Here is a 13,022-nt window from a genome sequence, read left to right on the forward strand (position 1 = left end):
CTCAGCTCAGGCCGGGGATGAACTGGACGACCAGGTCGATCGCCTTGATGCCGACGAACGGCACGATCAGGCCGCCGATCCCGTAGATCCCGATGTTCCGGGCCAGCAGTGAACTGGCGTCGGACGGGCGGTACTTGACGCCGCGCAGGGCGAGCGGGATCAGGCCGATGATGACCAGGGCGTTGAAGATGATCGCCGAGGTGATCGCGGAGGTCGGGCTGTGCAGGCCCATGATGTTCAGGTGCCGCAGGCCCGGATACACGCCCGCGAACATCGCGGGGATGATCGCGAAGTACTTGGCGACGTCGTTGGCGATGGAGAAGGTGGTCAGCGCGCCTCGGGTGATGAGGAGTTGCTTGCCGATCTCGACGATCTCGATCAGCTTGGTGGGGTTGGAGTCCAGGTCCACCATGTTGCCGGCCTCCTTGGCCGCCATGGTGCCCGTGTTCATCGCCACGCCGACGTCCGCCTGGGCGAGCGCGGGAGCGTCGTTGGTGCCGTCGCCGGTCATCGCGACCAGCTTCCCACCCTCCTGCTCCTTCTTGATCAGGGCCATCTTGTCCTCGGGAGTGGCCTCGGCGAGGAAGTCGTCCACGCCCGCCTCCTCCGCGATCGCCTTGGCGGTCAGCGGGTTGTCACCCGTGATCATGACGGTCTTGATGCCCATGCGCCGCAGCTCCTCGAAGCGCTCGCGCATGCCCTCCTTCACCACGTCCTTCAGGTGGATGACACCGAGGACGCGCGGTGCCTTCGCGCCGTTCTTCTCCGCGACGACCAGCGGGGTACCGCCGGCGGCCGAGATGCCGTCCACCAGTTGGGCGACGTCGGCACCGACCGTGCCGCCGTTCTCGGTGACCCAGTTGGCGACCGAGCCGGCCGCGCCCTTGCGGACCTGGTGGATGCCCTCGGCCTCGTCCAGGTCGACACCCGACATGCGGGTCTGCGCGGTGAACGGTACCCAGGTGGCGTGCGCGAGCTCGCCCTGGGCGCGGGCACGCAGGCCGTAATCGGTCTTGGCGAGCACGACGACGGAGCGGCCCTCGGGTGTCTCGTCCGCGAGAGAGGAGAGCTGGGCGGCATCCGCCAGCTCGTCCACGGTGACGCCCTCGGCGGGCTGGAACTCGGCGGCCTGGCGGTTGCCGAGGGTGATGGTGCCGGTCTTGTCGAGCAGCAGGGTGTTCACGTCGCCCGCGGCCTCGACCGCGCGGCCGGACATGGCGAGCACATTGCGCTGGACCAGGCGGTCCATGCCGGCGATGCCGATCGCGGAGAGCAGTGCACCGATGGTGGTCGGGATCAGCGCCACGATCAGCGCGACCAGCACGATCATCGACTGCGGGGCGCCCGCATAGGTGGCCATCGGCTGCAGGGTGACCACCGCGATCAGGAACACGATCGTCAGCGACGCCAGCAGGATGTTGAGGGCGATCTCGTTCGGGGTCTTCTGCCGGGCGGCACCCTCCACGAGGGCGATCATCCGGTCGATGAACGACTTGCCCGGCTCGGAGGCGATCTTCACCACGATCCGGTCCGACAGAACCTTGGTGCCGCCGGTGACCGCAGACCGGTCACCGCCCGATTCGCGGATGACCGGCGCGGACTCACCCGTGATGGCCGACTCGTCGACCGACGCCACGCCCTCGACGACGTCGCCGTCACCGGGGATGACCTGCCCGGTCTCCACGACGACATGGTCGCCGAGCCGCAGCGCCGTGCCGGGCACCTCTTCCTCGGCGTCGCTGGCGGGCCAGTTGGTGAGCCGCCGGGCGACGGACTCGGTCTTGGTCTTGCGCAGGGTGTCGGCCTGGGCCTTGCCGCGGCCCTCGGCGACGGCCTCGGCGAGGTTGGCGAAGATCGTGGTCAGCCAGAGCCAGACGGTGATCGCCCAGGCGAAGACCGAGGGGTCGGCGATCGCGGAGATCGTGGTGACCACCGAACCGACCTCGACCACGAACATGACCGGATTCTTGGCCATGACCCGGGGGTCGAGCTTCTTCACCGCCTCGGGCAGCGAGGCGAGGATCAGCTTCGGGTCGAGCAGACCGGCCTGGACTCTGTGCGGCGCCTGGCCGTGTTCGGCCGGTACGGGGGTAAGGGTGATGGACATCAGTGGAGACCTTCTGCGATCGGGCCGAGGGCCAGGGCCGGGAAGTAGGTGAGGCCGACGACGATCAGGACGACGCCCGACAGCAGTCCGACGAACAGCGGCTTGTGGGTGGGCAGGGTGCCCGCGCTCGCGGGGACCGGCTGCTGCTGGGCGAGCGAACCCGCCAGTGCCAGGACGAACACCATCGGCAGGAACCGGCCGAAGACCATGCACAGGCCGAGCGCCGTGTCGTACCAGGGCGTGTTCACCGTGATGCCGGCGAACGCCGATCCGTTGTTGTTGCTCGCGGAGGTGAAGGCGTACAGCACCTCGGAGAAGCCGTGCGCACCCGAGTTGAGCATCCCGGCCCGCTCGCCCGGCAGCGCCATCGCGACACCGGTGCCGATCAGCACCAGGGCAGGCGTGGTGAGGATGTAGAGCGAGGCGAACTTCATCTCCCGGCCGCCCAGCTTCTTGCCCAGGTACTCCGGGGTGCGGCCGACCATCAGGCCGGCCACGAACACCGCCACGATCGCCAGGATCAGCATGCCGTAGAGGCCGGAGCCGGTACCGCCGGGCGCGATCTCACCCAGCATCATGTTGAAGATCGTGATGCCGCCGCCGAAGGCGGAGTACGAGTCGTGGAACGAGTTCACCGCGCCCGTCGAGGTCAGCGTCGTCGACGCCGCGAACAGGCTGGAGGCGGCGATGCCGAAGCGCTGCTCCTTGCCCTCCATCGCCCCGCCGGCCGCCTGCATCGCGGTGCCGGCGTGCTGGTGCTCGGAGAAGGTGATCAGCGCGGCCGAGGCCACCCAGAACAGCGCCATGACGGCGACGATCGCGTAGCCCTGGCGGTGGTCGCCCACCATCTTGCCGAAGGTGCGCGGCAGCGAGAAGGAGATCACCAGCAGCAGGAAGATCTCCAGCCAGTTGGTGAAGCCGTTCGGGTTCTCGAAGGGGTGCGCCGAGTTGGCGTTGAAGAAGCCGCCACCGTTGGTGCCCAGCTCCTTGATGACCTCCTGCGAGGCCACCGGCCCGCCGGGGATCGACTGGGTGTCGCCGCCGAGGGTCGCCAGGTCGTGGAAGCCGTGGAAGTTCTGGATCACCCCGTTGGCGACCAGGACCAGCGCGAAGACGATCGACAGCGGCAGCAGCAGGCGCAGCACGATCCGGGTGAGGTCGACCCAGAAGTTGCCGACCCGGTCGGTCCGGTTGCGGGTGAACCCGCGGATCAGTGCCGCGACGACCGCGATGCCGACGGCCGCGGAGACGAAGTTCTGCACCGCCAGGCCGGCCATCTGCACCAGGTGGCCCATCGCGGACTCGCCGCTGTAGGACTGCCAGTTGGTGTTGGTGGTGAAGGAGACCGCGGTGTTCCACGCCTGGTGCGGGGCCATCTCCGGTATCCCCAGGCTCAGCAGCAGGTGTGTCTGGAGGCGGATCAGCCCGTACAGGAAGAGGATCGACAGGGCGGAGAACGCCAGCACCGAGCGCAGGTAGACCGGCCAGCGCTGGTCGGCGTCACCGTCGACGCCGACCACCTTGTAGAGGCCCTTCTCAACTCTGAGGTGCCTGGCGGAGGTGAGCAGGTGGGCGATGTAGTCACCCAGGGGGCGGTAGCACAGGGCCAGCGCGCCGGCCAGGGCGAGGGCCTGCAGCCACCCGGCAAGAGTGGAGCTCATGATCAGAACTTCTCCGGGTAGATCAGCGCGACGACGAGGTAGCCGACGAGTGCGACGGCGACGATGAGACCGGCGATGTTCTCGGCGCTCACAGCTTCTCGACCCCCTTCGCGATGAGGGCGATGACGGCGAACACGGCGACCGTGACACCGACGAAGACGAGATCGAGCATGGGTGCTCCACCAACTGGTCGAAGGGGGCTGTCACCGTCGGAGATCCCCGGAAGCTCCGGACGGGGCCGGTGAAGGACCGGCGAGAGCAGCAAACCAGCCGGTCAGCGCCCTTCCCGCTTTCCTGACGCCCTCCATACGGGGGAATAGGCAACATTGACGCGGCCTTGACGCCCGCCTCATTCGGCCGAGACCGCGGCTTGGCCGAAACGTGCCGACGCCCCGGGCAGCGGCGCTGTCCGGGGCATCGGGAACGGGGTCAGATCTTCTGCGGCTCGGGCGCGTCCTTGACCGGCGCAGGCTCGCCCCGACGCACGGCGCCCGGCGCGCGGCGGGCCGGACGGTCGGCGCGCGGCGCGGAGGCCAGCTGCCACGGCACGCTGATCACCATCACGCCCGGGGTGAACAGCAGCCGGGACTTCAGCCACAGCGCGGACTGGTTGTGCAGCAGGTGCTCCCACCAGTGGCCGACCACGTACTCGGGGATGAACACCGCCACCGCCTCACGCGGCGAGGAGCGCCGGTACTCGCGCACGTACTGCACGACGGGCTTGGTGATCTCGCGGTACGGCGAATCGAGGACCTTCAGCGGAACTGGGATCTCGTAGGTGTCCCACTGCGCCTTCAGCTCGTCGGTGGCGTCCTTCTCCACCGCGACGGTGACGGCCTCCAGGGTGTCCGGCCGGAACGCCTGGGCGTAGCCGAGGGCGCGCAGGGTGGCCTTGTGCAGCTTGGAGACGAGCACCACGCCGTGCACCTTGGACGGCTTGGCCGACTCCTCACGCGGGTCCTCGATGGCCAGCTCCGCCGAGACGGCGTCGTAGTGGCGGCGGATGCCGCGCATCATCAGCCACAGCAGCACGGCGGCGACCACCGCCAGCCAGGCGCCCTGGGTGAACTTGGTGATCAGCACGATCACCAGCACCAGCGCGGTGGTGACCGCACCGAGTCCGTTGATGATCCGGGAGCGCTGGGCGGCGCCGCGCACCGCGGGGGCGGTCTCGGTGGCGAGTGTGCGGTTCCAGTGCCGGACCATGCCGATCTGGGAGAGCGTGAAGGAGGTGAACACGCCCAGGATGTAGAGGTGGATCAGGCTGGTGACGTCCGCCTGGTAGAACCACAGCAGCCCGCCGGCCACCACCGCGAGCGCGATGATGCCGTTGGAGAAGGCGAGCCGGTCGCCGCGGGTGTGCATCTGCCGCGGCAGGTAGCGGTGCTCGGCCAGGATCGAGGCGAGCAGCGGGAAGCCGTTGAACGCGGTGTTGGCCGCCAGGATCAGGACCAGCGCGGTGACGGCCTGGATGAAGTAGAACAGGATGCTGTTGTCGCCGCCCAGGAAGGTCGACGCCAGCTGCGCGATCACGGTCTGCTGGGTGTAGCTGTTGCAGTCGCCGGTGATGCCGACGAGCTGGCAGGCGTTCTCGACGTAGTGGACGTGCGAGGTCATCGCCAGCACGGTGACGCCGACGAACATCACCACGGCGGTGATGCCCATGACTGCCATGGTGGTCGCAGCGTTCTTCGCCTTCGGGGTGCGGAAGGCCGGCACACCGTTGGAGATCGCCTCGACGCCGGTCAGCGCGGTGCAGCCGGAGGCGAAGGCGCGCAGGCCGAGAAGCAGCAGGCCGAGGCCGGCCAGGGTGTCCTTGTGGTCCTCCGGGTTGATGCCGAAGGCAGCCGTCGGGGCCTGCGGGTTGTCGCCGAAGACCACACGGATCAGGCCGGTCACCACCATCAGCAGGATGCCGCCGATGAACAGGTAGGTCGGAGCGGCGAACGCCTTCCCGGACTCCCGCACACCGCGCAGGTTCACCGCCGCCAGCAGGATGACGAAGGCCAGCGCCAGCACGACCCGGTAGTCCGCGAGGCCTCCGAACGCGGAGATGATGTTGTCCACGCCCGAGGCGACCGACACCGCCACGGTCATCACGTAGTCGACCAGCAGCGAGGCCGCAACCACCAGGCCTGAGTTGGCGCCGAGGTTCTTGGACACCACCTCGTACGAGCCGCCGCCGGACGGATAGGCGTGCACCACCTGCCGGTAGGACATCACCACGACCGCCATGAGGGCGACGACGGCCGCCGCGACCCAGGGCGTGAGGTACAGGAAGGCGGTGCCGCCCACGGTGAGGACGAGCAGGATCTCGCCGGTCGCGTAGGCGACCGAGGAGAGCGGGTCGGAAGCGAAGATCGGCAGGGCCAGCCGCTTGGGGAGCAGCGTCTCGCCCAGCTCCTCGCTGCGCATGGCCTTGCCGATCACGAGGCGCTTGAGCGCCTGGGGCACGTTGAACACGTAAGCGAGAGTAGGGGCCGGCGGCGTTAGGACAATGACCCCGAGGAGCTCGCCACAGCAGGCTCCGCCCATCCATAGCTTTTACGTTTCCGCAGGTCATGAGGCATCCCGCTGTCCGAGCCGGCGTCGCGGGAGGGCGCTAGGAGGAGCCGTTAAGGAATCGTCAATATCAGCCCGCGAACCCCACCAATCAGAGCAATTCGATCATTTCGCCCACGTCTCATCGGGGAACGCGCAGGCGCAGCCGGCAGCCCAGGCCGGGCACGGCCGCAGGCGGCCCGCTACTGCCGCCCGCCCGCGGAGCGCGATCGGGTGGGTTGCGGGGAGGCAGCCCCTACCGGACGGCGCGGGTGATGACCGCGGCACCGGCCAGCGCCTGCGGATGCGGCGGGCGGTCGTGGTGGCGTGCCGGACGGTTCATGACGCTCATTCAAATCCATAACGGAGGGCAGAACAAGGCAGGACACCAGGTCCTGATGGATCCTTGACAGCCGTCAACGCCGGCTTCCCGCCACCCTTCCGGGCGCTGTGACGGTGTGGATGCGGATCTTCCTGCGGGGCAGCGCGCCGGGGAGCGAGGCCGCAAGGGCCGCCGCGACGAGGGCGAGGAGCCGCAGCACGTCGATGCGTCCGGCCCAGCCCAGGGCCGCGTAGCGGTGCACAGCGACGCGTAGCGGTGCACGGCGAAGCCGTTGAGGAACAGCCAGCCGGACAGTCCCACCAGCGGCGTGGCCGCCGGCCGGGACACCGCGCCGTCAGCCACAGCCAGACGCTGATCAGCCACGCGAACGCGCTCGGCGCGAGAATCGCCGACAGGGTGGTCAGCGCAGAGCCCACCTCCACCACGAACATGACGGGGTTGCGCACCATGACCGGGGGGTGCAGTTTGCGCAGCGCCTCCGGGAAGGCCACGGCCAACTGCTTCGGATCGAACAGGGCGCCACCCGCGCGGTGGCGCCGGATGGACGGCGATGCCACCGGCTCGGGCGTGACGACGTCCTTCTCGGGAGCCAGGCGAAGCATGGGGCAGTCCTTCTCGGGCATGGACCGGTGAATGGAGGCCGGCCCGAAGGCCGACAGCCCAGCCAAACCCGCGCCGGGCACCGATCACCGGACCATGACGGAATCCTGACGGTCCGCCGGCAGCGATTGACGGGGTGTTGACCCAGGCGGGAGTGTCAGGACTGTATGAAGCCCGGGACCCGTTGCGTATCCGCCGCGTCAAGAACCGCCGGTCCCCGCCCGTACCGGTGTCCACTGGAGCCGTGAAGGCGCGACCCGGAGTCCTCGTCGGCGTGACCGACACGCTGAGCAGCCTGGCCACCCTCTGCCGCGCGGCCGAGGAGGCACGGAGCCGAGACGCCCTGCTGGTGCCGGTCACCACGTGGTCGAGCGACGAGGAGTTCCGGCCGTTCTCGGAGCTCCGGCGCGCGGCCCACCGGCGGCTGCACGCGGCCTGGAGCAGGCCTTCGGCGGCTGTCCGGACGATGTGGTGGTCCGCCCTCTCGTGGTGCGGGACGCACCGGGCCGGGCGCTGGTACGGTCCGACGATCTCCTGGTCCTCGGCTGCGGGCACCGCCGGCGCCGGCAGAGCACCCGGATCAGCACGACGGTGCGGTACTGCCGCGCGCACGCAGCCTGCCCGATACTCGTCGTCTCCCCGGCCGAGCTCCTGGACTGCCTCGGACTCGCGGTCCGCACCGGACCGCTGCCGCCGACACCCGGACCGGTCCCCGGGCACCCGGGCGCCCGGGTGACAGCCGCCCCGGTCGCCTGACGGCGTCCACGGTCCGAGCCGGAGCGTGCCTCTCGCCGCGCCCGGCCACAGCCCTCGGCTGCCCGCGCTGTCACAAGCTGATCAGGGTGTGCCGAGAGCAGCCTCCTCGCGGTCGAGGTCGTGCTGGAGGCGACGACGCGTGGTGTCGCTGATGCGGTGCTCGTCGTACAGCCGGTGCAGTTCGTTGTTCTGCACGGCGATGACCTCGTGGCGCAGCTGGCGGTAGGCGGCGTCGGCGGTGCTGCCGTCCGGGGTCTCGGGGCTGCGGTCGAGGCGGGCGGTCAGGCCGCGCCGGACCCTGTCGACGGCGGTCTCCGGCGTTGTCTCCAGCGCCGCGAGGTGTTCGACGTGGTCGAGGCCGGCGCGGTTGAGCGCGTCACGGGCGTCGTCCTCCTCCCGGGCGGTGTGCTCGGGTTCGAGCGCGAGACCGGACCGGTTGACCACTGCGGCCAGGGTGAGGCCCTGGACGACCAGGGTGAACACCACCACGGCGGTGGTGAGTACCAGAACCAGCGGCCGTCCGGCGAGCGCCGTTCCGTCGTCGGTGACGAGCGGGATGGACAGGGCGGCGGCCAGCGGCATCACGCCGCGGGTGCCGGCCCAGGTCACCACCCCGGCGACCCGCCAGGACAGCGGGCCCCGGGTGGGCTTGACCGCCCGCGTCAGGGGCAGCGTGGAGAGCACCCGCACCGCGATCAGTACGGCCGCCAGTGCCAGTGCCTGGAGCGGCCACCAGCCGGTGCCCGCCGGCAGGTCCCGCACCAGCGTGGGCAGCTCAAGGCCGACAATGCTGAACACCACGCTCTCCAGCAGGAACACCACCACCGCGTACACGGCGTGCAGCTGAAGACGGATGTGCGCGTCGGTGAGCCGGTGGCCGGAGCGCCCCAGCAGCACGCCGGCGACCACCACCGAGGTGACTCCAGAGGTGTGGACGGACTCGGCCAGCACGTACGCCGCGTACGGGGTGACCAGGGCAATGACGGTCTCGAGCACCGGGTCGGTGGTGCGGCGGCGCACCAGCCACACCAGCCCGGCGACGGCCGCGCCGACGAGGCTTCCACCGCCGCCGAGCAGCAGGAACTCCCCTCCCGCAGCGGGCAGGCTGACCGTGGCACCGACGGCCACGGCGATGCCGATGGCCACCTTGAACAGCACCAGTGAGGTGGCGTCGTTGAACAGGCTCTCCGCCTGCACGAGCACCTGCACCCGGCCCGGTAGCGCGAGGCGGCGCCCGAGGGCGGTCACCGCCACGGGGTCGGTGCTGGACAGCACGGCCCCGAGCACGAACGCCATCGCGGGCGGCAACCCGGCAATGGCAACAGCCGCGAATCCCACGGCGGCCGCGGAGGCGAAGACCAGGCCGAAGGAGAGGATCGTCACCGGCCGCCACACCGTCCGCAGGTCGCGCAGGGACAGTTCCTCGGCGGAGGCGTACAGCAGGGGCGGCAGCACCACCATGGCGATGGCCTGCGGGGGGATGTGCAGGGCGGGTACGCCGGGTATCAGTGCGACCGCGATGCCGGCCAGGACCAGCAGGGAGGGCGCGGGCACACGCAGACGCCGGGCGAAGGTGGCCACAACGGTGGCCAGCACCACCAGGACGAGGATGATCCCCACAATGCGCATCGGCGAAAAGACCCCATCACGACGATCGGGGTCACCGCCGCCCGATCGCTGCGATCATCCCCCGAGCCGACCAGGCTTCCCGGCACACCTGCGCTCATTTTATCGGGACTCTCGCGGGCAGCGGCACAGCATTTTCCGCGGCGCACGGCCCCGTGGCCCTGCTACCCCCGATCTGGACGACGATGGAAGCGGCAGACCGGCGGGCTCGGGCACTCCGGGCCGGCGCTCCGGGCGGCCAGGTCCGCGAACCGGCCCGCTCGGGAGGAGGAAGCATGCCGCGCGGCCGTCTACGGATCTACCTCGGAGCAGCCCCCGGGGTGGGCAAGTCCTACGACATGCTCAGCGAGGGACAGCGCCGCGCAGGGCGGGGTACGGACGTGGTCATCGCGTTCATGGAGGACTACGGGCGACCTCTGACCCGTCTGATGGCCGAGGGACTTGAGACCGTACCCCGCAAGACCGTGCCCTACCCGGGCACGTCCTTCACCGAGATGGACCCGGGCGCCGTCCTCGCCCGGCATCCCCAGCTGGCCCTGGTCGACGAGCTCGCCCACACCAACGTCCCGGGCTGCCGGAACACCAAGCGGTGACAGGACGTCCAGGAACTGCTGGACGCAGGCATCGACGTCATCTCCACCGTGAACATCCAGCACCTGGAGTCCCTCAACGACGTCGTCGAACAACGGGTGCTCACGCCCCCCGCCTGGCTCCCTGCCGCAGCCCCCGCGGCAACCACGCCGGGGACCCCCGGGCGCAGCCGGCCTGGACGGCAGGTGCAGGCGGCACTGCCGTCCCGGCCGGGGAGGCGACGGCCGCGCGCCGGCGCAACTGCCTGGCACGGTCGCGCCGGACACGGGGGACGACGGGGCGGCCGTGCGGGAATGTCAGGAGCCCGTACTGCGCACGGCAGTCCTTCGGCCGGGGAGATTCACTGCCGTGCACGGGCGATGCCGCCGGCCGGGAGGCCCGCGTACAGCCCGGCCGCGTCCCGCACTGCTCGCAGGCACGGGAGGAACACTGGTCCGCGCGACGCGGCGTGACGGCGTGTCGGCGCTGTGGCGACCGGGTGTCTCGGCAAGCCGGCTTCACGCCGGCACCTCCGCCGCTCCGCGCGCTCGTGTCAACCGGGCTGGGGGATTCCGGTGGCGCTGGGGTCGTGCGGTCTGGGCGGGGTGCGCAGGGCGAGGAGGGCGAGGTCGTCGCGGCCGTCTGAGATGCGGGCGTCGGCCAGAGTCCGGCACAGGTCGTCCAGGCGGGTGCCGGCGTGGGCGGCGGCGGTGCGGGCGAGGGCAGCGAGGCCGGCGTCCAGAGGGCGGGCGGAGTGTTCGACCAGGCCGTCGGTGAACAGTACGAGTGTGGTGCCGGCCGGGAGGGGGTGCTGGTGGTCGGGGCGGGGCATCTCGGTGTCCACGCCGAGCGGCAGGCCCGGTCGCCCTGCAGGTAGTGGGCGGCTCCGTCGGGTGGGATCACGAGCGGCGGGGGGTGTCCGGCGCTGCTCCAGTGCAGCGTCCAGCCGGTGTCGGCGGGTTCGATGCGCATCAGACAGACCGTGGTGATGGGGTTGTCGGTGATCGCTTCCAGGGTGCGGTCGAGCTGGGCCAGGACGGCGCTGGGCGGGGTGCGGCGGTCGTACAGCAGGGCGCGCAGCATGTTGCGGGTCTGGGCCATGGCGGCCGCGGCCTTCAGGTCGTGGCCGCCGACGTCGCCGATGACCAGGCCGCAGGCACCGTCGGGGAGCGCCAGGGCGTCGTACCAGTCGCCGCCGACGTGGTCCGGGGTGGCGGCCGGGCGGTAGACGGCGGCGGTCTCGAACGGGTCGAGGTCCGGCAGCTGCGGGAGCAGGAGCCGCTGGAAGTGTTCGGCACTGGCGCGGACCTGCCGGTAGAGACGGGCGTTCTCGATCGCGAGGCCGGCCGCTCCGGCGAGCGCCACCACGATGTCCTGGTCGTCGTCGTCGAACGGCTGCCCGTCGGCCCGCTCGGTGAGGTACAGGTTGCCGTAGACGCGTCCGCGGGAGGTGACCGCGATGCCGAGAAGCGTGCGCATCGGCGGATGGCCGGGCGGGAAACCGACCGCGTGCGGGTGAGCGCCGATGTCGGCGACACGCAGCGGTTCGGGGTGATGGATGAGGTGTCCCAGAAGCCCGCGGCCGTGCGGGAGTGCGACTCCGGCCAGGTCCGCCAGCTGGTGCTCGCTCAGCCCGACCGGGATGAACTCCTCCAGTTGTTCGCCGTCCTCGCTGAGGACGCCCAGGGCGCCGTAGCGGGCGTTCACCAGGCCCATCGCTGCGGTGATCACGCTTCGCAGCACGATCGGCAGCTCCAGTTGCCGGCCCACCGCCATCACCGCGTCCAGCAGGTCCCGGAAACGGTCCTGGTCGCGCGCGGCCTCACGCAGACGATCGGCGAGCCGGTCGATCTCCGCGTCGGACCGGTGGTCACGGCCGGGAACGTCCGGCCGCACGGCATCCTTCCGATCCATCAGCCCGCCTCGTCTGCCCTGCTGAACGACCGCGCCGTGAACCCGCCGCGACCCGGACACCTCGGCGTGTCCCGCCCTCCACCGTAGGCATCGCCACTGCCCGTCGCAGAGCCGACAGACCGAGAACGCCGGCCGTGCCCCGCCCGGCAGCATCACCAGGGGCCGCCCGGCTCTCGGTCGGCACAGGCAGGGACCACTGGGGCGGGAGTAGGCCGGCGCCCACAAGGGTGAGGATCCGCCGAAGGCGGGGACGGACGCGGATGAGACAGAAGTCGGCATGGTGGCCGTGGGCCGCCCGGCGGGCCTGGAACAGGGCCCCCGGTCCCGCGGCATCGCAGACTTGTTCTCGTTGACCGAGCCGTTCGGGCCGCCCTCGCCGGAGGCGCCGTTGTCGGACACCACGACGAAGATCGTGTTGTCGAGCTGCCCGATGTCCTCCACGTACGCGATCAGCCGGCCGACCTGGTCGTCGCAGTGCGACAGGAACCCGGCGTACGCCTCGGCCATCCGTGCGAGCAGGCGCCGTTCCTCGGCCGACAGTTCGGCCCAGGGCCGGGTGTAGTCCAGCGCGGGGAACGGCTCGCCGCCCGGCCCGGTGCGGGTCTCCGGTGTGCCGATCGGGTTCAACGGCGGCAGGTCGGTGGTGGCCGGGACGAGGCCGAGCTCCTTCTGCCGGGCCCCAGGATCTCCTCGCACATCGCCTCGTAGCCCGCGTCGAAGCGGCCCCGGTAGCGGTCGATCCACTCCTTCGGCGCCTGGTGCGGGGCGTGCGCGCAGCCCGGCGCGTAGTAGAGGAAGACGGGCCGTTCGGGGGCGATGGCCGAACGCTCCGCGGCCCACGCCGAACGCTGGTCCGACCACGCCCCGGTCACCGTGGTCCACGACCAGGGAGTCTGACGGTCCT

At 70.7% G+C, this 13,022-nt stretch carries 6 protein-coding genes and 3 pseudogenes; 1 reads left to right on the top strand and 8 read right to left on the bottom strand.

Translation table 11 applies throughout. The features are described 5' to 3' along the window. Position 1: 1 nt before the first annotated feature. The 5 genes from kdpB to KSNIM_RS05615 form a co-directional block, all read right to left on the bottom strand. Complete coding sequence (gene kdpB / locus KSNIM_RS05590; RefSeq protein ID WP_263102106.1) at positions 2–2,107, bottom strand: potassium-transporting ATPase subunit KdpB; 2,106 nt, start codon at positions 2,105–2,107, stop codon at positions 2–4. Further along, positions 2,107–3,768: a potassium-transporting ATPase subunit KdpA gene (kdpA, locus tag KSNIM_RS05595; RefSeq protein ID WP_263102107.1), complete on the bottom strand. Its 1,662-nt coding sequence runs from the start codon at positions 3,766–3,768 to the stop codon at positions 2,107–2,109. Before kdpA ends, kdpB begins: the two co-directional genes overlap by 1 nt. A 2-nt stretch (positions 3,769–3,770) precedes the next feature. Further along, the gene (gene kdpF / locus KSNIM_RS05600) at positions 3,771–3,860 is read right to left on the bottom strand and encodes a K(+)-transporting ATPase subunit F (protein ID WP_097237446.1); all 90 of its coding nucleotides are present in this window, start codon (positions 3,858–3,860) and stop codon (positions 3,771–3,773) included. 337 nt (positions 3,861–4,197) lie between these two features. Next, positions 4,198–6,231 carry an APC family permease gene (locus tag KSNIM_RS05605; protein ID WP_411543663.1) on the bottom strand — a complete coding sequence of 678 codons (2,034 nt, stop codon included), beginning with the start codon at positions 6,229–6,231 and terminating at the stop codon, positions 4,198–4,200. 1,858 nt (positions 6,232–8,089) lie between these two features. Then, the gene (locus KSNIM_RS05615) at positions 8,090–9,637 is read right to left on the bottom strand and encodes a Na+/H+ antiporter (protein ID WP_263102108.1); all 1,548 of its coding nucleotides are present in this window, start codon (positions 9,635–9,637) and stop codon (positions 8,090–8,092) included. Between the two features lie 272 nt (positions 9,638–9,909). Here KSNIM_RS05615 and KSNIM_RS05620 point away from each other — a divergent pair. After that, a pseudogene (locus KSNIM_RS05620) lies at positions 9,910–10,317 on the top strand (pressure sensor protein); the annotation flags it as partial. Positions 10,318–10,757: 440 nt separating this feature from the next. Here the strand turns inward: KSNIM_RS05620 and KSNIM_RS05625 are convergent. The 3 genes and pseudogenes from KSNIM_RS05625 to KSNIM_RS39385 form a co-directional block, all read right to left on the bottom strand. After that, positions 10,758–12,118 (bottom strand): annotated as a pseudogene (locus KSNIM_RS05625) (PP2C family protein-serine/threonine phosphatase). 408 nt (positions 12,119–12,526) lie between these two features. Continuing rightward, a pseudogene (locus tag KSNIM_RS39040) lies at positions 12,527–12,625 on the bottom strand (hypothetical protein); the annotation flags it as partial. Between the two features lie 116 nt (positions 12,626–12,741). Next, positions 12,742–12,990: a hypothetical protein gene (locus KSNIM_RS39385; RefSeq protein WP_411543664.1), complete on the bottom strand. Its 249-nt coding sequence runs from the start codon at positions 12,988–12,990 to the stop codon at positions 12,742–12,744. Between the last annotated feature and the right edge of the window lie 32 nt (positions 12,991–13,022).

The organism is Kitasatospora sp. DSM 101779 (assembly GCF_025655475.1).
In the GTDB taxonomy this organism is placed as follows: Bacteria; Actinomycetota; Actinomycetes; order Streptomycetales; family Streptomycetaceae; genus Kitasatospora.